At 50.8% G+C, this 20,743-nt stretch carries 18 protein-coding genes; 8 read left to right on the top strand and 10 right to left on the bottom strand.

Annotation, left to right across the window (positions count from 1 at the left end):
- Window positions 1–58: 58 nt before the first annotated feature.
- The 4 genes from EZV61_RS02080 (at window position 59) to EZV61_RS02065 (ending at window position 2,496) form a co-directional block, all read left to right on the top strand.
- On the top strand, window positions 59–565 hold the full coding sequence (locus EZV61_RS02080) for a hypothetical protein (protein WP_131414165.1): 507 nt from the start codon (window positions 59–61) through the stop codon (window positions 563–565).
- Between the two features lie 114 nt (window positions 566–679).
- A complete protein-coding gene (locus EZV61_RS02075; RefSeq protein ID WP_131414164.1) occupies window positions 680–1,333 on the top strand; it encodes a hypothetical protein in 654 nt (217 codons plus the stop codon).
- 46 nt (window positions 1,334–1,379) lie between these two features.
- Entirely contained in the window at window positions 1,380–1,802 is a 423-nt protein-coding gene (locus EZV61_RS02070) for a hypothetical protein (RefSeq protein WP_131414163.1), read from the top strand.
- Window positions 1,803–1,899: 97 nt separating this feature from the next.
- Window positions 1,900–2,496 carry a TrmH family RNA methyltransferase gene (locus EZV61_RS02065; RefSeq protein WP_114337051.1) on the top strand — a complete coding sequence of 199 codons (597 nt, stop codon included), beginning with the start codon at window positions 1,900–1,902 and terminating at the stop codon, window positions 2,494–2,496.
- A gap of 180 nt (window positions 2,497–2,676) precedes the next feature.
- On the opposite strand, the gene gltS is transcribed toward EZV61_RS02065, so the two are convergent.
- The 5 genes from gltS to EZV61_RS02040 all read right to left on the bottom strand — a co-directional run bounded on the left by gltS (window position 2,677) and on the right by EZV61_RS02040 (window position 6,532).
- Window positions 2,677–3,900, bottom strand: coding sequence for a sodium/glutamate symporter (gltS, locus tag EZV61_RS02060; RefSeq protein ID WP_131414162.1), 1,224 nt, complete (start codon window positions 3,898–3,900; stop codon window positions 2,677–2,679).
- A 241-nt stretch (window positions 3,901–4,141) separates the two neighbouring features.
- Complete coding sequence (locus EZV61_RS02055) at window positions 4,142–4,483, bottom strand: PBPRA1643 family SWIM/SEC-C metal-binding motif protein (protein WP_131414161.1); 342 nt, start codon at window positions 4,481–4,483, stop codon at window positions 4,142–4,144.
- Window positions 4,484–4,522: 39 nt separating this feature from the next.
- On the bottom strand, window positions 4,523–5,257 hold the full coding sequence (locus EZV61_RS02050; protein ID WP_240695135.1) for an RluA family pseudouridine synthase: 735 nt from the start codon (window positions 5,255–5,257) through the stop codon (window positions 4,523–4,525).
- Between the two features lie 136 nt (window positions 5,258–5,393).
- Window positions 5,394–5,741 (bottom strand): iron-sulfur cluster insertion protein ErpA, encoded by a 348-nt coding sequence (erpA, locus tag EZV61_RS02045; RefSeq protein ID WP_114337047.1) that lies wholly within the window; start codon window positions 5,739–5,741, stop codon window positions 5,394–5,396.
- A gap of 56 nt (window positions 5,742–5,797) precedes the next feature.
- A complete protein-coding gene (locus EZV61_RS02040) occupies window positions 5,798–6,532 on the bottom strand; it encodes a DUF6776 family protein (RefSeq protein ID WP_131414159.1) in 735 nt (244 codons plus the stop codon).
- 95 nt (window positions 6,533–6,627) lie between these two features.
- Here EZV61_RS02040 and EZV61_RS02035 point away from each other — a divergent pair, with 95 nt between their 5' ends.
- Window positions 6,628–8,307 carry a chloride channel protein gene (locus EZV61_RS02035; RefSeq protein WP_131414158.1) on the top strand — a complete coding sequence of 560 codons (1,680 nt, stop codon included), beginning with the start codon at window positions 6,628–6,630 and terminating at the stop codon, window positions 8,305–8,307.
- A 92-nt stretch (window positions 8,308–8,399) separates the two neighbouring features.
- Complete coding sequence (hemL, locus tag EZV61_RS02030; RefSeq protein WP_131414157.1) at window positions 8,400–9,680, top strand: glutamate-1-semialdehyde 2,1-aminomutase; 1,281 nt, start codon at window positions 8,400–8,402, stop codon at window positions 9,678–9,680.
- Between the two features lie 78 nt (window positions 9,681–9,758).
- Here hemL and EZV61_RS02025 read toward each other — a convergent pair whose 3' ends face one another.
- The 3 genes from EZV61_RS02025 to hrpB form a co-directional block, all read right to left on the bottom strand.
- On the bottom strand, window positions 9,759–10,625 hold the full coding sequence (locus EZV61_RS02025; RefSeq protein ID WP_205695294.1) for an OmpA family protein: 867 nt from the start codon (window positions 10,623–10,625) through the stop codon (window positions 9,759–9,761).
- Window positions 10,626–10,701: 76 nt separating this feature from the next.
- Entirely contained in the window at window positions 10,702–13,068 is a 2,367-nt protein-coding gene (mrcB, locus tag EZV61_RS02020) for a penicillin-binding protein 1B (RefSeq protein ID WP_131414156.1), read from the bottom strand.
- An 11-nt stretch (window positions 13,069–13,079) separates the two neighbouring features.
- Window positions 13,080–15,596: an ATP-dependent helicase HrpB gene (gene hrpB, locus EZV61_RS02015; protein ID WP_131414155.1), complete on the bottom strand. Its 2,517-nt coding sequence runs from the start codon at window positions 15,594–15,596 to the stop codon at window positions 13,080–13,082.
- Window positions 15,597–15,671: 75 nt separating this feature from the next.
- On the opposite strand from hrpB, the gene thpR reads away from it, so the two are divergent.
- A complete protein-coding gene (thpR, locus tag EZV61_RS02010) occupies window positions 15,672–16,202 on the top strand; it encodes an RNA 2',3'-cyclic phosphodiesterase (protein ID WP_240695158.1) in 531 nt (176 codons plus the stop codon).
- 33 nt (window positions 16,203–16,235) lie between these two features.
- Here thpR and EZV61_RS02005 read toward each other — a convergent pair whose 3' ends face one another.
- Both EZV61_RS02005 and pepB read right to left on the bottom strand, forming a co-directional pair.
- Window positions 16,236–18,185, bottom strand: coding sequence for an alpha/beta hydrolase family protein (locus EZV61_RS02005; RefSeq protein ID WP_165569503.1), 1,950 nt, complete (start codon window positions 18,183–18,185; stop codon window positions 16,236–16,238).
- 274 nt (window positions 18,186–18,459) lie between these two features.
- A complete protein-coding gene (pepB, locus tag EZV61_RS02000; RefSeq protein WP_131414152.1) occupies window positions 18,460–19,785 on the bottom strand; it encodes an aminopeptidase PepB in 1,326 nt (441 codons plus the stop codon).
- A 134-nt stretch (window positions 19,786–19,919) separates the two neighbouring features.
- Here pepB and sfsA point away from each other — a divergent pair, with 134 nt between their 5' ends.
- On the top strand, window positions 19,920–20,624 hold the full coding sequence (gene sfsA, locus EZV61_RS01995; RefSeq protein WP_131414151.1) for a DNA/RNA nuclease SfsA: 705 nt from the start codon (window positions 19,920–19,922) through the stop codon (window positions 20,622–20,624).
- Window positions 20,625–20,743: the final 119 nt, after the last annotated feature.

Raw genomic sequence — 20,743 nt, 5'->3', positions numbered from 1 at the left:
CGAAAACCACGCGGCGAGCCGCTGTTCGTTGCCCGTGCTTGCGGCGTTGTGTGGAACTATGAATATCGATGTGATTGCTAAAACTGCAGGCGTGTTAGGTTTTTTAATCAGCGTTTGTACGTTTATTGTAACTCGTTTCGAACGCAGAAAGAGGATTGAAATAGAACTGTTTCAATCGTGCGTTCTAGATTTTACGGAAGAGGATAACGTCAGAGACGAAGGTCTTATCAAAGTAAGGTTTACAAATATTGGTCCACAACCAGTAATCCTGAAGCCTAATACTCTTGTTATCGAGTGTAATAATAATGTCTACAAATTAGATAGAGAAGACTTCTGGGGTATGGATGACTTCGAAGAATTGATGCCCCCGACCTCAAGTCGAGAAATTGGAATTTACCTGGATTCAGTATGCAAGGCGCTAGTGATTGAATCCCCAAAGAAATATGATGATGAAAGTTTTAATAAGTTGTATCAGCTTCGCGTTTTAGTACAAGATCATACGAATAAAATATATAAAACGAGTAAGTTCAAATACCATGAAGCTGTCGGTGAGTTCATCACATAACAAGTTGCGCAAATTCACTCCGGCCGCGGAAAAGCGCGCCTCCGCGGGACTGGCTTCGCAAGAAGTTAGGTTTCTAGGGAGGGCTTTATCGTTACTCTGATCACAGTTGTAATTATGTTGTCCGTTTTGGCTGGCGGATATAAATTGGTATCTATCATCTTCACAGAAGGCGTTTCGCTTGCTTCAATTCTCCTACTAGTTTCAGGTCTATCCATTTCGTTAGGATCCATAGGCTTCTTTGGATCCTTTATTGCAGCAGACCGTGGCCTTAACTGGCTACCTAGCTTTATCGAACTTCCAGTAGGAAAAACTAGAAACTATAGATTAATAGATAATCAATATTTCGTTGTACCGAATACATTTTTCAGTCGAATTCATGTATATAACAAAAATCTCGATTTTGTCCGTGGCTGGCAAGTAAATACTGCATCCAAGTATTTTCAAATTGATAGCGATGCATCTTCAGAGAACTTTAATGTTGTCCTTGATAGAGGCGGCAATGTTAGGCTTTATTCATTTAACACGGATGGTGTTCTGCTCAACGATGCAGAAGTTCCTAGCTATTCGTTAGAAGTTCTGGATGACAATAAAGAACTCAAATTTACATATGGGTTTGGCCTTGGAGTTTTCAACTCTGGTTTTAAAGCGTGGTTCTTTATCATTTTTGGCACAGCATTGGCTACATTCGTCGAAAAGGTTCTCAAGAAACCTAACAAAACTAACCCACGCGGACGGCTTTTCGCTGGCTTTCGTCGCTTCACTCCTTAGTTTAGCCAGCTCAATCCGCCCATGGTTGGGGCGTTAGGGATTCACTTTGAATCAGCTTTATATTTTCATACTGTTGCTGGCGCTGTTCTTATGCTTATTTAGGCTTGCCGCATGGGTTGTTGGCATGGATCGGATAGCGAGAGCTTTCCCCGCTAAAGGTTCAGAGAAAACATCATGGCCTTATGCATCCGTTGGATTTCGGCGGTTATCCCACCGTCGCTGGATTTGGTTTTCCCTGTGGGGCATAGTGGTGTCAGAAGGGCATTTGAGCATATTCATGCCCGTTGTTTTTTTGCGAAGGTGTTTTCCCCAAGCTTCCATTCCAGTTGGAAGTTTAGTGGCAACAGGGGTGAAGAAACGGAGTTTAGCTTTCTCATACAGTGAGTTTGCAGTTGGAAACACTGGCGTGTTAATCAATCTTCCCCAACGTGTAGTAACTGCAATCAGCAACGGTGCAAATCATGCCTAACAAGAAAATTCATTGAGACAAATTATACAGCGCGGCTTTGCCGCTAACTTGCCCGTTATTTGGGCATTAAACCTCAATTCGTGAAAGTAAAAGAGTAATGGAATCTAAAAAAAGTGCTATCAGACAGCAGGCTGATGAGATCAAACCATATCAGTGTAAAAACCTAATAGTTGTTTTAGAGAATCCAATGGATCCTAAAAATATTGGGTCAGTGATAAGAAATGTTAATGCTCTTGGGGCTGAGAAAATTTATATCGTCGATAGTGGTAAAACTCTCCCAGATGAATGGGAAAAAATTAGAGAACGAAAAACTATCTATAAAGTCTCGGTATCCGCTTCAAAGTGGACGTTTGTAAAGAGGTTTGACAGCACTGAGCAGTGCTTGGAGCACCTCAAAAAGAAACGGTTTACTTCAATCGTCACTTCTCCCCACGTCAAGGGCAAAGATAACTTCATCTTGCACGAAACTAATTACACTCACCCTAAGCTAGCCGTTTGGTTCGGAAATGAATCGAGAGGGATCAGCGATCTTGCAGTAGAGAGTAGTGATTTCTGTGTTTCTATTCCCATGTTCGGAATGATTGAAAGCCTCAACCTGGCTACTACAACAGGTATAGTTCTCTATGAGATCACTAAACAGCGACGAGCATACCAAGCAAAATATAAGCGTGCTAATCGAGGGCCTAAGGCCTAACAAGAAAAACCATTGTGATAACTTTTACAGTGCGGCTTTGTCGCTAACTTGTTCCCTGTTTTAGGCATTAGAAACGCTACAATGATTAAAAGCGCAGACGAGTTCTTCCCAGCTCAGAAACTTCGATATTCAACAAAACATCAGCGTCATTTAGCAATCACATCAACTCAGTGCAACCGCTCAATCAAGAAACCCAATGTAGCCCTGCAACACAATCAAATTTACGATATCGATAAAGAAAGCGCCCACCACAGGGACAACGATAAATGCCTGCGGTGAGGGCCCATTGCGCGCGGTGAGCGCACTCATATTCATCACCGCCGTCGGGGTGGCGCCCATACCAAAACCACATTGTCCGGCAGAGATAATAGCGGCATCGTAACTTTTACCCATGGCTCGAAAGGTCACGATAACCACGAAAGTGATAACCAGCAGGGTTTGTGCGACAAGAATAACCAACAAGGGCAATGCGAGGTTAAACAGTTCCCACAGTTTCAAACTCATTAGCGCCATCGCCAAAAATAGCGTCAGGCATAGGGTACTCACCACATCCAGTACTTCGTTGTTAATAGTGTAGAGCTTGCTAACGTCGAGCAGATTGGAGAGCACCACACCAATAAACAAAGCGTAAACAAATTGCGGCATATTTAGCCAAGGAATATCGAGTGACACCACCCAGGTTTGCAACTCCATTGCACCCACAGCACAAAGCAGCAACAAAAACAGTATTTCAGCCAAATTGGTGGCCGACACACGGTCTTCTTCGCGGCGGTCGTAGGTCATCACCTTTTTATCTTTCAGGTGGTGATTCTCTTTGTGGTTATAGCCTTCCCTGAGTTTATATTTGTTGATCAAACCCTGACCTACAGGGCCACCCACCACACCACCAATGATCAAGCCAAACGTTGCGGCCGCCATGGCGAACTCCATCGTATTCAGGCCATAGTTTTCAGCAAACGTCTGCGACCAAGCCGCACCTGTTCCGTGGCCACCAGAGAGGGAGATAGAGCCCGCCACAAGTCCCATTAAGGGATCTAACCCAAGGGTTGCAGCTAACCCCACGCCGACGGCGTTTTGCAGGATCAGGAATAGCATCGCCAGCAGAAGTAAGACAAAGACCTGACGGCCCCCTTTTAGCAGCATTTTATAACTGGCAGAGAGCCCTACCGCGCTGAAAAAGAACAGCATTAAAATATCTTTCATCGGCACACTGAATTCGACCTGGATCCCCTGATACTTCAGCACCGTAACCAGAACCGCGACCACCAAACCACCGACAATCGGCTCGGGGATATTAAACTTCTTCAGTGCTGCCATCGAAGAGCAAAGGGCTCGACCGATAAATAAAACGAGGATGACAAGAATAAAAGAGTGCAACGCGCCGATCTGATAAGTGGTTTCCATCGATATCTCTCAAAGACAATGAGCTAAGCGTGACGAGAGCACCAACAAACTAAATAGTGCAGTGGTGATTTAAGCGTAGCCCAAAACTAAAAGTGATTAAGTTAAGTCTCCGGTTAATATAGGAATTGTTGAGCTAGCGCGACTCTATCGCAGACCGTTGCAGGCAAACCGTTGGCAGGCAAATTGATGAGTGCAGCACACCAAGCCTAAGGCTCGGTGTCCCCACCTAAGCCAATAACCGCTAGCCACAGCACTTTTTATATTTCTTGCCGCTGCCACAGACACAGGGCTCGTTGCGGGCTGGTACTTTCTCAACTTTAACCGTGTCACTTTTAGCCAATAACACAGTCAGTGCGGCAATCGATTCTTCAGCACCATCACGCGTGTCGACAGAGACTTGACCATACAGCTTTGCCTCCGCCAGTTGCGCTTCGATCTCTTGTTTGCGCTCCTCACTGGTGACCACCAAGCTAAGAGGAAATTTCTTGCTGCCAGCCTTTTGGTTGGCTTTGGTCTGGTAACCTGACTGAACGTGGTTAACCCGCGCATCCTGACGCCCTTTGAAGAAAAATTTATCTGACATGTTCTGTTCCTGATCGCTGAAAATGGGTGGTTTAAACAGTTAAAACGGACAAACGCTACGGCCATGGATCGGCAAACCACTGGTGGGATGCGCAAACTGTAACTCTGTCGCATGCAGCAATAGCCGTTCAGCCATAGGTTCACTGCGTGAATTTTTATACAGATCGCAACCCAGTATAGGGTGCCCTATGGCTTGGCTGTGGATCCGCAATTGATGAGTTCGGCCAGTTTTTGGGGAAAAGCGCACACGGCAACGATCTGGCTGCTGCAGGCGTTCTAGCACTTGATATTCACTTCGCGCGGGCTTGCCGCTCTCTGAGCAGACCTTGAGCAGCGGGAAGTTAGGCTTGTCTTTGGCAATAGGAAGGTCGATAACGCCCTGCTCATTCTCCAATTGCCCCTCTAAGATAGCGATATAGCTTTTGCTGACACTACGGGCCTGAAACTGCTTGCTGAGCTCAGCTGTGGCCCGCTTGTGCAACGCTGCCACCATGATCCCCGACGTGCCAAAATCTAAGCGATGAACCAGTGCTGCTGTGGGAAACGCTTGCAGCTCCTCAGTATTGGCAGGCCTTGCGAATAGCCCCTTTAGTTGGCCCGTCACTAGGCGATAGTGCACGGAATCTTTATTCAGCGGGTGCTTACCTGACAAGCTGAGTAAGCCTGTAGGCTTGTCGAGCAACAGAATGTCATCATCCTGATAAAGAATACGGATTTCGCCATGACATGGTGGCGCAATAAAGTCATCGACAGTAGCTGATGGCGAAACAGTCACAATCACAAGCGCCTATAGGCAGCAGAAAGGGCGCGCATTATCGCACGGACTTGCCTCTCTCGGTGAAGAAAACAAACCAGTGGCTTGCTAAAGGAGAAAAACAAAAGGCCGCCAAAGCAATGGCAGCCTAGGGAATTTAGACAGAGAACGAAGAGCCACAACCACAGGTCGTGGTAGCGTTGGGGTTATTAACAAAGAATCGAGAGCCTTCCAGGCCTTCGGTGTAATCCACTTCCCCACCTACAAGATATTGCAGGCTCATCGGGTCGATCACCAAGGTGACGCCCTCTTTGTCGATGGTGGTATCACCTTCGTTCACTTTCTCGTCAAAGGTGAAGCCGTACTGGAATCCAGAACAACCACCACCAGTAACATAGACCCGCAGCTTCAGTGCTGGGTTTTCTTCCTCTTCGATCAGGCGCTTCACTTTATGCGCAGCTGATTCAGAGAATCCGATCGGTGTGGCCTCGGCGGCTAACGACATTTTTAAACCCTTTTCATCAAACAACGGCGAAATTATCTAATACCTGAGTGTTACGTTCAAGTATTGTCCAACAATTGTTGCCAGGTATACATCTTGGCGGTACTACTGGCTTTGCGCGAGCCACGCTTTGGCAGGCTCGCCCGGATCTCTACCCGCTCAGGCACAAAGCCCTCCGGCAGGGTAAAAGCACCTTCAATTTCCTGGAAATAACGGAAGCTGAATTTTTGCTGCTTATCGGTTAATCCGGCCAGTTCAGCGAGATTAAGCGTCGCAGGCTCGCCCGTTTGGCTGCCCTCAATGCGTAACTCTATCGCGCCTTTGGCAAACTGCTTCGAGCGTTTTAACTGCATCAATACCAGTCGAAAGCGGAAAAAGCCAGCGCTGGCAGTGGCACTAATGCCAAACTCATCGATCACCACGCCACTGGCTTCTTTTTCCGGTGCCATGATCTTGCGGTAGAAGGTCAGCTCGCGACGCTGCTCATAGATCTCGTTAAGGTGAGCAACCATCTCCTGCTGCATCGCGGCATTGGCCGCTTGCTCCACTTGCAACTCAGCAGTCAATCCTTCTATTTGGCTTTCTAACCTGACCTGCGCGGTGGCACCTTGGTCGGCTTGCGTCTGCCAGCCGTTCAATTGATTAAACAGTGAGGTTTTACCAAACTCACCGATCATCAGCCCCACCATTAGCGCACACCACACCCCCAGCAAGGGTTTGCGATGATCTCGCACCCACTGGAGAAAACTGATCGTCCCGTTACGAAAACGGTTTAAATTATCGTTATCATTCACTGATTCATGTAATCTATTGTTAATGTTGACTCATTATTGCCAGACTATGCACCTAATTAGGCATACAACACAGTCAAGCAGATACTGACAAAGGCATGGATAAGCTACCACTAATCAAGCATCTGAGATATTCGCTCTCTTTCCCTAGTGTAACGGTTTATCACTGTTTCATGGGATTGGTTGGCGGAATTTCTGCTGCCACACTTATCCTGATATTTCGCTTTCTGGTAGAATTTTGCCAGCACGCCATTCTTGGCGCCAATAAAGACTTTACCACGCTACCCGGCTGGGCGAACTTTATCTTACCCCTCAGTGGCGCTGTACTGATCTTGATCCTCGCCCTGACCATGGGGGTAAAATATTATCGACTCGGTATCCCCTTTGTCATCTATCGCGTTAAGTTTCATCATGGATTAATTCCCCTACGTAATACCATTAATCAGTTTCTTGGCGCCGCACTGTCTCTGATTTGTGGCTTCTCCGTCGGGCGAGAAGGCCCTGCGGTACATATGGGGGCGGCGGGCAGTGCAATGATCGGCCACTACCTCCGCCTGCCTTACAATGCCACCCGGATAATGGCAGCCAGCGGCATCGCCGCGGGTATCTCCGCATCATTTAATACCCCACTGGCCGCGGTCATTTTCGTTATGGAAGTGGTACTTCGCGAATACAAAGTACACATGTTCTTGCCGATTATGCTGGCATCGGCCTGTGGTTCGATCATGAGCCGCCTGGCCTTCGGCGAGTCACACACTTTTGAGGGGCTGGATTTTGTCATCCTCGATCAGTTGCATCACGTGCCGTTTTTACTCCTTTCCGGTGTCATCATTGGCTGCATGGCGGCACTGTTTAATCAGTTATTACTGATATGCATGCGCAGTGGTCAAAAGCTGCCCTTTTCAGCGCGGATCTTGACGGCGGCCATCGCGACTGGGGTGTTGGCGACAATGTTCCCAGAGATCATGGGCACAGAGGACGCATCACTGGGTTTGGCTTTAAGCGAATCACCGGCGATGACGCTGCTTATTGGCGTGTTTGTCGGCAAGATGGTGGCAACGGTGCTAGCCATTGGCTTGGGTATTCCTGGCGGGATCATTGGCCCACTATTCGCACTTGGGGGGCTGGCCGGAATGATTGCGCTGCAGATCATGCTGCCTATCGCTCCTGATCTCGCTTCTCATCAGGGAATTTATGTGGTGATAGGCATGGCTTCGATGATGGGTGCGTCACTGAATGCACCGATGGCAGCCTTGGTCGCGATCCTAGAGCTGACCAACACACCGGCAGTTATCGTACCGGCGATGCTGGTATTAATTTCGGCACAGTTGGTCGCCAGTCAGGTGTTTCGATCCCGCTCCGCCTTTTTAACCCAGATGGAGCTGCAACGTCTGCCGTATCAGATCTCACCTGTGGTACTTAACCTGCAAAAGATTGGTGTGCAGGCTGTCATGCGCAAAGACTTTGTTCTGCTGGAGCGCCCCGATGACAGCGTGATCCAGCATGCGCTGGAGCGCTCTGGCGATCGCCCTGTTCTCCTGATCAATCAAGGAGACCAGCCGTGGCGACTGGCGACGGCTGACAGCACCCAAGAGTGCGGTTACCTGTTAGAGCCGATGCCAGAATTAAGTGTTCGTCGCACGCTCGGCGACGTATATGAACGGCTATCAAAGAATCGCCGAGGCGCAGTAATCATCCATGCCGGTGACACTAACACGCCGATTGGTGTGGTGAATTGGCAGCACCTGACCCAACGTCTGCATACAGATCTCGGCTAGGGTCAATTCTCGCTGTCGATTTAGTTTGCTATAGTCCCTGCTTGTTGTTTAATTCCCCCAGTTAATATCTGGCTCATCCTGTTGAGGTATCCATGACTCGTTCTGCCGAACTCTTTTCCCAAGCTAAGCAATATATCCCTGGAGGCGTGAATTCACCGGTACGCGCTTTCAACGGTGTCGGCGGCACACCTCTCTTTTTCCAACGGGCGGATGGCGCACGCTTATATGATGTCGATGACAACGCCTATATAGATTATGTAGGCTCTTGGGGACCGATGATCCTGGGTCATAACCACCCTGCCATCAAACAAGCGGTGCTCGATGCCGCTGAAAATGGTTTGAGCTTCGGCGCCCCCACCGAAATCGAAGTAACCATGGCCGCCAAAGTGGTTGAGCTGGTTCCTTCGATCGAGAAAGTACGCATGGTCAGCTCAGGCACAGAAGCGACCATGAGCGCGATCCGCTTGGCACGAGGCTATACCGGCCGTGACAAGTTACTTAAATTTGAAGGCTGTTATCACGGTCATGCTGACTCGCTGCTAGTGAAGGCGGGATCTGGAGCGCTGACGCTGGGCGAGCCGACTTCACCGGGCGTGCCGGAAGATGTGGCAAAACACACCCTGACCGCAACTTTCAACGATATCGACAATGTGAAGCAGTTCTTTGCCGAATATGGCGATGAGATCGCCTGTGTCATTGTCGAGCCAGTCGCTGGCAATATGAACTGTATTCCACCCCTGCCAGGCTTTCTCGAAGGGTTGCGGGCGCTGTGCGATAAGCATGGTAGCGTACTGATATTTGATGAGGTAATGACCGGCTTCCGCGTCGCCCTCGGCTGTGCCCAAGCTCATTACGGCGTCACCCCAGATCTAACCACCTTAGGTAAGGTAATCGGCGGCGGTATGCCGGTTGGTGCGTTTGGCGGGAAAGCGGAAATCATGGCCCATATCGCTCCACAAGGTGCGGTTTATCAGGCCGGCACGCTATCGGGAAACCCGGTAGCAATGGCTGCTGGCTTAGCCTCGCTGACCGAGCTACAACAACCCGATCTGCACCTTGCGTTAAGCGCCAAGGCGAAGATGTTGGCAGACGGGTTTAAAGCCGAAGCAGACAAGTCGGGGATCCCACTGGCTATTAATCAGGTGGGGGGGATGTTTGGCTTCTTCTTTACCGAGGCCGCCGAAGTGAGCAGCTTTGCCCAGGTCACCCAGTGTGATTTGCAACGTTTCCAACAGTTCTACCACCTGATGTTGGCTGAGGGGGTCTATCTGGCTCCTTCTGCCTATGAAGCAGGGTTTATCTCTACCGCTCACTCAGAAGCTGATATTCAGGCCACCATTGCCGCTGCAGGCCGTTGTTTCGCCAAGCTGTGATACTTGGCTAGAAGCCGCTGAGAATAAAAAAGGGAAGCCATTAGCTTCCCTTTTTTATTAAGCGGTTAGACAGATTGCCTATTCCGGACTGACTTCTACCCGACGATTAAGGTAACGGGCACCTAAATCGTTATTGTCAGCCACAGGGTTGGAGTCACCATACCACTCAACGCGGATCATGCTCTCTTTAACGCCTTGGCTAATCAGGTAGTCTCGAGCGGAATTCGCTCGTCGCTGAGACAATCGTTTGTTGTACTCTTTATCACCGACAAAGCAGGTGTAACCATCCAGCTCCAACGGGATGTTGGTCTCTTCATAGACCGCGGCAACACAGCTCAACACTTGTTGACCTTGCGCCTTGATCTTGGCGGAATCAAAATCGAACAAGATATGTTTGAAGCCAACAATACGCGGACCATCCATCATGATCATATCACCGCACGCTGCCACATAAGCCGCAGGGCCAGCTTGGGCTGGGGGACAGCCAAACTCATCTACCGCAGTATTAGGCGGTGTATTCGGACATTGATCTTTATAGTCAGGGACACCATCGCCATCACTGTCCAGTGGGCACCCCATGCTGTCGACTTTAACGCCTGTCGGTGTACCAGGGCACTTGTCCTGATAATCCGGCACGCCATCACCATCACTGTCGATAGGGCAACCTTTTGCATCAACCTTTACCCCTTCGGGGGTCATGGGACACTCATCATCCTGATCGTAAACGCCATCGCCATCTTCGTCATTATTACAAACAAAGTAGCCTAATAAAGCACCCGCTGCAGCACCCGCACCCGCAGCACCGGCACTATCAATCGCGCCTAATAAACCACCGCCGACACCGCCAGCCATGGCACACCACCCTTTTGTTGAAACCTGTCCAGTACTGGTACAACCCGTTACCCAGACAACCGACAGGAGTACAAACCATTTTAATATTTTCACGTGTCTTCCTCCGTGCCCTAACTCAAGTGATTGAAATCACATTTTTTAGTATTGCACACGGGAGAAATTTTGCCCGTTAACGACCAAACATTCGCGTCCACCAACTCTTCTCTTTGTTTGGTTGGCAGCCACGGTTGGATGGCAAGGCCGAAGTTATCGCTGGCACCTGGGTAACATCCTCACAATGTTCACCTACGGCGGTACCGCTGGCGGTATCAAAATAGGTCAATTGCACCCCCGCAGGCGGTGTCATCTCTAAAGACACCGCGCTGCGCCGTTTCAGGTAATCGGCATACAGATTCAACGCACCGCTGGAACCGGTAAGACCAATAACGGCGTTATCATCACGTCCAATCCACACGGTCACCACATCACGGGCATCAAACCCTGCATACCAACTGTCACGATTATCGTTACTGGTACCCGTCTTGCCCGCCAACGCATAGCTAGGGAAACGCTTGCCCAAAGACTTAGCCGTGCCACGCACGGTCACGTCATGCAGTGCATAATTCAGTAGGTAAGTGGCCTTACGATCCGCACGTTGTATACGGCCAGGTGAAAGCTCAGCCAGCACTTCATCATCGCTAGATAACACTGAACGGATAAGATGCAATGGTTGATAACTGCCCTCTGCCGACAACGAGCTATAGAGCTGTGCCACCTCCAGTGGGGTCATGCTGACAGAGCCAAGCAGTGATGAAGGATAGAAACGCTGCGGGCTCTCTACCCCTAAGTTTTCCATCTGCAGCGAAACTTTATCTAGCCCTAAGCTCATACCCAAGTTGACTGTCGGTACGTTCAGCGACATCACCAAGGCATCCATCAGACTGACATTGCCACGGAATTTATGATCGTAGTTTTGAGGCTGCCAACGCTTACCTTGCTGATTCACCATAGATACTGGGCGATCAGCCAGCACGGTCGCCAGCGAATATTTCTTCGAGTCGGTTAACGCGGCCAGATAGACCACCGGCTTAATCAATGAGCCGATCGGCCGGCGCGCATCCATCGCACGGTTAAAACCCGCATAGCCCGGTCTGCGATCACCCACCAAGGCGCGAACACCGCCGGTGGCGGCGTCGGTCACCACAATAGCGGTCTGTAACTTACTGATGTTGTGTCGTTTTTCGAGGGTAGGCAGGGTGGCCACAGCGGCTTTCTCTGCTGCTTTTTGGGCTAAAGGATCCAGCGTGGTATAGATCTTCAGACCATTTTTAGCCACCAGCTGCGGTGCTAATTGACTCAGTTCACGGCGCAATAACGTTGTTAAAGCGGGCTTTTTCGCCATTGCGGCTTCAGAGCGCGGCAGCACTTTAGTTGGCTGATTTACCGCCAGCTTGTACTCCTCCGTTTCAAGAAAATCATGCTCAAGTAGCAGCCGCAAAACCAGATCTCGACGTTCTAACAAACGCTCAGGGTGACGCCATGGATCGTAATAGGAAGGTCCTTTGATCATCGCCACCAACGAGGCCAGCTGCGCCACATTCAACTCCGCCAAAGGACGGCCAAAATAGAACTGACTGGCTAGACCAAAACCATGCACCGCTGTGGCGTAGTTCTGCCCTAGGTAGATCTCATTGAGGTAAGCTTCAAGGATCTCATCTTTACCGTAACGGGCATCAATAATCAGCGCCATATAAGCTTCGCGCAGCTTGCGTATGATGCTGCGTTCACGGGTGAGGAAGAAGTTCTTCACCAGCTGTTGTGTCAATGTGCTGCCACCCTGCACTGTGCGTCCCGCTTTAATGTTGGCAACCAGCGCTCGCGCAATAGACACCGGCGATACGCCATAGTGATGGTAGAAATCACGATCTTCCACCAGCAGCAAGGCTTCAATCAGCATCTGTGGCACTCGCTCCAGATCCACCAATACGCGATCTTCACCTAAACCGCTCTGCATCCTGTCTATCAAGTACGGCTCTAGATAAGCTTGATTCACGGCCTGACCATTCTGCTCCAACACAGAAATACGCTTGCCGGTATAGCGCACCATCAGACGCCGCGCAGGATCGGTTCGGTGACCGTCGCGCATCGGACGCGCATAGATCTGTACCGCATATTCAGAAGCAGCATATTCCCCAGGCGTTACCACCTTGGCGACCCGTCGATAACCGAGCAGCTCTAACTCCTGCAGCAGCTCGCCATGGGAGACCGGCGCGCCCGCGGCCAATCGTAAAGGGCGGGCGTAGATCTGCGCAGGCAGTTCCCAACGTTCACCTTCAAATTTGGTCTTTATCTGACTATCGAGATAAACCCCATAACCCGCGATGGCGACCACCATCACCAATGACAGCTTAAACAGGGTAGAAAGGAGATAGCGCTTAATCGGCCGTGCTTTCTTCACTGCAGCAGATGACTTCCCTCGTTTACTGGGGCTGCGTTTACGCGAGGTTTTAGCGCTGCGCTTTTTCGGTTGGCTGCCTTTTTCGGCTTTCTTAGTCATAGTGTTCCGGATCACTGATTGTTCATTGCCCGCTTGGTTTTACGGGTCGCTTGAGCGTTGCCGGGATCATCCGGCCAGTAGTGCTTGGGATAACGCCCTTTCATCTCTTTTTGTATCTCTCGGTAACTACCCAGCCAAAATGCCGCCAGATCTTGGGTTACCTGTAACGGTCGGCCTGCCGGGGAGAGTAGCTCCACCACCACGGGCACATCTCCAGCCACTGTTGGCGAGCTTTGCTGACCATACATCTCCTGCATTCTCACAGCAATACGTGGCGGACGGCCATCATCATACTGCAATGCGATCCGCGTGCCTGTGGGCGCTGTCCAGTGGGTAGGTAACATCTGTTCCAGACGTTGCCCCAAATTCCAATCTAAGCAGCTTTTCAACGCTTGCGCTAACTGCGACGAGGTCAATTTATCAGGATGACGAACCGCCGTCAGAAACGGCGCCAGCCAATCCCAATTCTCTGCCAGCGTTTGATCATCAAGTTTCGGCCAAGGATCATTCGGTAGCCATTGTGCAGCCATCATCACACGCTGCTGCCACTGGCGCAGCGCCGGTGTCCAGGGCAGCCGTTCTACGCCACGCTGACGCAAACCATCGAGCACACCCTGTTGCCAACGCGGGTCATCAGCACCGATAGCCAGCGGTTGGGTTTCTAGGGGCAACGCCTGAAGGTAACGCCCTTCGGTCGCAACAACCCGCCCCAAACGTTGATCCCATCCGACGTTGACCTGCTCCGAAATGAGCTCGGAGCAGTAGTGAACGAGATCGGCCTGCGTCAGCGGCGCCGCCAGGGCAATAATAGGATCGCCAGCAAAGCCATCACGCATGTCAGCCACCGCCAACAAGCTGGCCTGCTGCCAATGCGAGTCTCGACCTAACTGCGCACCGAAGCCATGGGCAGCTAAATAGCTGGCGCCCCGTTGACCAAGGATCCAACCGGGATATGCCACCGCAACGAGTACACCGCTCCAGGCACTATCAATCTGTTGCGCCTGCCACCGGCCAGCATTCGGCAGCAACTGCTGCCAAAGTTGAGAGCTGCGCGTTAAGATCCGCGAACGCAACTCCTGATGCGGCGCTCCTTTGGCTTTTATCCAATCAAGCCAACGGGGCAGATCATCAGCGAAAGGTTGTTTCGGTAACCGCTCTTCCAGCAAAGCCACTAGCGCCACGGCAGTTGCCTGAACGCCAGATAATGCGCTGTTTTTAATTGCCCATAACAGCAGCTGCGCAAACTCAGGGGTCGTGCCTAATTGCGACAATGCCCGGCCATGGGCAGTGAGTTTGCCGACAGCATCAAGGGCGCCGAAGCCTTGCAGTCGTGTAACCGCACTGCGCCACAAACTGGCCGATGGTAGCTGCAGCCAATGCAACTGCTCAGGCTCGTGTACGCCCCACTGGGCAAGCTCAAGCACCATGGCAGTAAGATCTACCGTCATCACATCCGCTGGCGTTTGTTTCGCCTTACGACTCTGCAGCTCTTCCGACCATAAACGATAAGCGTGCCCCGGCATCAAACGCCCAGCCCGACCTGCCCGCTGTGTAGCTGATGCTTGTGAGATCTCCACCGTATCTAAGCGGGTATGGCCAATTTTATGGTGATAACTGGCTTGACGATGCAAACCACTGTCGATCACCAAAGAGATACCGTCGATGGTTAAACTGGTTTCAGCAACATTGGTCGCCAACACCACTTTGCGCCGACCTGGCGCAGCAGGCGCTATCGCAGCAACCTGCTCGGCAGCGGTCAAACCGCCGTAGAGGGGAACAATATCTATCTGCTGATGCGCAAGTTGTGCTTGTTTGCTCAGACGGTCAGCGAGCGCTCGCTGTGTTTGCTGGATCTCATACACACCGGGCAAGAACACCAGGGCCGAGCCCTCGTGCGCTAGCAATGCTTGTTCAGTTAACTGCGCCAGTTGAGGTGCCAACGGTGCGCGCCGCTCACGACTTTGGTAATGCAATGAAACCGGGAAGCTGCGCCCCTGACATTGCACTAATGCAGCATCAGGAAAACGCTCGGTCAGCGGCATCCCTTCCAACGTGGCAGACATCACTAACAGGATCAGATCATCACGCAGTCCCTGTTGCACATCGTAAGCCAGCGCCAACCCCAGATCCGCATGCAAGCTGCGCTCATGGTATTCATCAAAGATAACCAGATTGACACCGCTAAGCTCTGGATCACGCTGCAATAAACGCGTTAATACTCCCTCGGTCACCACCTCCAAGCGTGTACCGGCACTGACCTTGGTCTCTTGCCGCATCCGCAAACCAATGGTTCTACCCACCGTTTCACCCAACTGTTTGGCCAGAAAGCTAGCCACATTGCGCGCCGCCAAACGTCTGGGTTCCAGTAGCAGGATCTTACCGTCAGCAAACGCTGGATCTTGCAACAGCTGTAACGGCAGATAGGTCGACTTACCGGCACCTGGCGGCGCTTCGAGAATAACCATGCTGTGGTTGTTCAGCGCGCGGCAGATCTCGTTGGTTTGGCTGGCGATCGGAGGAAGTGGCACGGAGTTTAGTCATTCCAATTTCTATCAGGCTTGGCCTATTCTAACCTAACCGTCAGCGACAACTGAGTGCTTGTGATGACAAATCAGGGCAAACGCCTGTTTTTAGCTTTGGGCTTTAACCGAAAAACCCAGCGACAGATCAGCCAATATCAAAACCAATTTGCCACTTGGGGCAGTTTAGTAAGCACAACCAACCTGCACCAAACGCTGGCGTTTCTTGGTCAATTAGGGGAAGAGCAAGAACAGCAGCTGCGCCTGTGGTGCCGACAAATATCGGCAGCCGGATTTAAGCAAATCTGCGATCATTTCGGTTACTGGCGCAAGCCGCAGATCATCTATCTCGCGCCCGACCTTCCGCCACCGCAATTACTCTCGCTGGTGACAAGCTTGCATCAGATCACCGATGCACTAGGCATAGAGCGAGAACAACGCCCCTACCAGCCCCACATTACTTTGTGCCGAAAAGTGCGGCAGCCACCAGAGCTGGCCGACCTCGCCGTCGATATCTCATTTCACGCCGACCACTTTGCGTTATTTCAATCGCGCAGTGACGCAACTGGCGTCAGGTATATTGAGCTAGAAAGGTGGCCACTGCTTAGCAACTAGGTTAACAGCGCAGTAGCCATGCAATCAGTTCATCTACAACCGCTGATGACCGATATTCTGGTCTAAAAATTCAGCCAGTTTCAGGTAAAGCTCCTTTCTATTCTCCGGCTGATAGAAGCCATGGCTTTCATTCTTTTTCACCAAACTGACAAACGGCTTATTGGCCTTGTTCAGTCGCTCCGCCAGTAATTCATAATGCGCGATAGGTGCCACTTCATCCTTGCCACCATGAACAAGCATCACTTGGGCTTCAATTTGATCGACATAATTCACTGGCGAATATCGTTTTAAGGTTTCGTTATCGCTACCCAAGGTCTGGCGCAAAAAAGCTTCACTTGAATCATAATTCACGTCGTTTGTGAGCCTAGTGAGATCGTAAACACCATATAACCCAGCGACACACTGATACAGCTTCGGCTCCTGTATGGCAGCCATCAGGCTGGCATAAGCCCCGTAGGATGCGCCAACCATACAGATAGTGTCAGGCTTGGTGATCCCAGCATCAATCGCCCACTGCGTAGCATCGGTCAGGTCGGTTTGCATGGCCCGGCCCCACTGCTGATAACCCGCCCTTTGAAACTGCTCCCCATAACCACCGGAGCCACGAAAATTAACCTGTAATACGGCATAACCGCGACTGGCGAGAAATTGAGCATCAGCATCAAATTGCCAGAAATCCCGCACGCCAATCGGGCCGCCATGGGGCATCACCACTAAGGGATAAGGGGCTTCGCCTGCTGTAGGGCGCGTCAGATAGCCATGCAAGGGCATGTTATCCCTGCTGGTGACGACGATAGGCTCAACCGAGGCCATCTGCGCCGGATCCTGCCAATCTGCACGACTCAATAGGTAGTCGACTTTCTTAGTTTTAGTATTAAAGAGATAGAAATCACCCGCATTTTTATCATTCTGAATATCGAGTACCACCAAACTGCCGTCGTCAGTGATACTGGTAATGCCGATGTAGTGTTCGGGAAATGCCAGCGCTAGCCCTTTGTATAGTTTCGCCGCCTTACTGTCCGATTGAATAAATTCCAATTTAGGCCGACCATCGACAACCGCGACAGCCAAGGGTTGTTTTTCTACATTGGTTAGCAGATCGAAAGCGTCTACGGTGTCATGTTGGTAGACCTCCTCGATCTCTTGCGTCGCCAAATCCATCAAGAACAAGCCTTTAGTGCCTGTCACTCCTGCAGATGCGTAAAAGTAAACTTTTTGATTGTTCGGCGTGAAAACCAGAGGTTTAATCTTGCCTAAATGACCTATCGTCGAAGGCATAAGCTGCCAATCAGCACGGTTGTCCTGACGCGTAAACAACTTAAATTTATTGTTCTCCTGACTCTCCCCACCCACAGCAAAGCGCACCTGCTGTTCGTGATCCGAGAGCAGATAGCCATTCTCAATCGGCGAGCGAACAATTTTGCGCAACTTGCCACTATAAACATCAAGCCGATAAGCGGTTGGATAGGTCTCCTTTGAGCGTGAAAACGGATACGCAGATATCAGAATGTATTTGTTCTCTTCTGGCATACGATCGAGCATCGAAGCCACGGCAAAGGTGGCTTGGCGCATTTTACGATTGGTTCCGGTAGTCGACTCTCCGGCATCAGGGCCGAAAATTAACCCCTGACGAGAACCATCGGCATTCATTGCGAATAGATTGCCGGTGATATATGGCTGTTCGCGTAAACCATATTTCTTAACCAACTGCACGACAATGCGATCATCATTTACCCAAAAGAAATCACCCGCTTGCCAGTGGCCGGAAAATCCTGCTACACCAGTAATCTTGAGTGACTTTCGGTCCAGCACCGATACAACCAATTTGCCTTCGGCATCAGACATAGAGACGGCTAAATAGTCTCCTTGCGGAGAAATTTTCACATCTTGAAAAGCGTTAAAGCGAACAAAATCATCGACTTTAGGCGTGGCATACGTAAAACAAGCGCAGAGGGTGAGCAAAAACAACAGAAACAACCGCATATTAATTCCTTTTAAATTACTTCTTCTTAATGCTGCTACCATTTTGCAACCTGATGTTTTTCTAATCAAATATATTTGACGATGCCTTCTATCGCCTCATGCATCGATGAAGATTCGCGCTTAGTAGCGGTAGAGAAATGATGATGCGGTGAAGGGGGAGTTAATGACGGCTAATCAGAAATCGGCCTGCCAGCGAGCAGCAGGGCTGCGCTCGCTGGAGCAAAGCAAGAAAGCGCGAACCATAGCTCAGAAAACAGCGAAGATTCATTGAGCGCTAAGCATCTCGCTTCGCATCTTCGTCGGCGGTATATTCACACAACAGATGAGCAATGGTCTGTACGCCCTGCGCGGTAGCGCCAGTATCCCACAACGCATTGCCACTGCTATTAAAAGAGGCGGCCAAATCAAAGTGTAACCAGCCTTTGCCTTGGTTCGGCACAAACCGTGACAGGAAACCCGCCGCATTTGAGGCGCCGCCTGCGCCACCACCTTTCACCGCACGGCTATTGGCGGTATCGGCATAAGCCGAAGGGCAGCTATGCTGATGCCAGAGCGCTAAGGGCAGACGCCATAGCGGATCTTGCTCTGCGACTGAAGCCGCTAACGCTTTCTGCGCAGCCTCGTCGTCAAGGGCGAACAGGGCGTTGAACTCACGCCCCAAAGCAGCAACTGCAGCGCCGGTCAGCGTAGCCGCATCAATCAGCAGTGGTGGATTTATCTCTGCCGCCTTTAGAAGACCATCCGCCAACACAATGCGCCCTTCCGCATCGGTATTTACCACTTCGACAGTGACACCGTTGCGATAAGTCAGCACATCACCCAATTTATAGGCCTCTCCACTGACTAAATTTTCGGCGCAGCAAAGTATCAATTGCACACGTTTATCCAAGCCCCGCTGGATTGCCAAAGCCAACGCTGCGGTGACAGTAGCGGCGCCCCCCATATCGGCTTTCATGGTCAGCATCCCTTCGCTACTTTTCAGGCTGTAACCACCGCTATCAAAGGTGATCCCCTTGCCTACCAATGCCACTTCGTATGGTTCATCCGATTCGCCACTGGGGTTGAAATCCACCACCAACATCACCGGCGGATGCTGACTCGCACGCCCGACGCCATGCAGACCAATCCAGCCTTGCTCCAACAGCTCTTCGCCCTGCAGCCATTCATAAGCGATGGCGTCGCCCGCCACCTGCTGCAGATAGGTCAGCGCGCGTTCGGCAAGCATCGTCGGTGTACATTGTTCAGGCCCGAGGTGAGTAACCTCTTTCAGCCAGCGAAAAGCGCTATCTCTGGCAAGTAGCTCTTCATGCCCAGAAGCCTCCATCGGCGCCCATTGGATCTGATAATCCCCCTGCGTCGTGGCAAACCCTTGGGCAAATGCCCATTGCTCAGCAAGCTGCCAATGGTGACCATGCAGCTGTACTTGACGGATCCCCAGCGCAGAAAGCTGTCGCGCGGCTTTCTGGATCTGGCGTAACGGACACTCATCGTCGTTTTTCAGATGCAGCTTAACCAGCTCACTTTCAAAACTAAGGCCATGATTACCCCAGCGCTCAGCAGCGGGAAGCTCGGTTAACTCAACGACGATCTGCTCTGTCATGGTTCGTTCCTTTGATTTTTCTGGTTAGCTAGTATTCAAGCGCCATCAACGCTACTGGCAATTCGCTATCGACAGCACGCACGCTTGTCTGTAATGCTTATCTGCCCGAGATGACTTAAGTGTAGCGACAGCGAATGAAGTTTACCCCCCCACTGGAAAAAGCACGGCTATTACAGCGATATAAACGCTTTCTTGCTGATGTTGAGCTTGAGAACGGCGAATTGATGACGCTGCACTGCGCAAATACCGGTGCAATGACTGGCTGCATCGGTGAGCACTGGCCAGTATTTTTCAGCCTAAGCGATGATCCCAAGCGCAAGCTGCCCGGCTCACTTCAGTTGACTCAAAATCCGGCTGGCGATCTCATCTGCGTCAATACCGCTTTGGCGAACAAGCTGGTGGCAGAAGTTCTCGCTGACCAGCGCATTAGCGAACTGCGCGGCTATGCCACGGTGCGCCGCGAGGTTAAGTATGGCAGTGAGAACAGCCGGGTCGATTTCCTCCTCAGTGACCATAGCGACTCTGCCGACTGCTATCTCGAAGTAAAGATGGCGACCCTATTACAAGAGGGCCAAGGTTATTTTCCAGATGCTGTGACCACGCGCGGTCAAAAGCATCTGCGAGAACTGATTGAGCAGGTCAAGGCGGGCTACCGTGCAGTACTGCTTTTCTGTGTCACTCATACGGGGATCCATTCGGTCAAAGCGGCAGCTCACATCGATCCCGTTTATGCAAAAACATTGGATGAAGCAGTGGCTGCAGGGGTTGAAGTTATCTGTTACGGCTGCGATATTTCGCGCCAGCAAATAGTGCTCGACCGTTCATTAACATTTGGTTGATCAATCACCAACTAAAGCAAACTTGATCGCCAAGCTGTAGAGCCACTAACAAAAGCATGCAATCGAAATTGCGGGAAACTACACTTTCTGGTATAGATAGCGCCCTAATTTACTTAGGT

The sequence above is a fragment of the Corallincola luteus genome (assembly GCF_004336975.1).
Taxonomy (GTDB): domain Bacteria; phylum Pseudomonadota; class Gammaproteobacteria; order Enterobacterales; family Neiellaceae; genus Corallincola; species Corallincola holothuriorum.
This window is presented reverse-complemented; position numbering and strand designations above follow the sequence as displayed.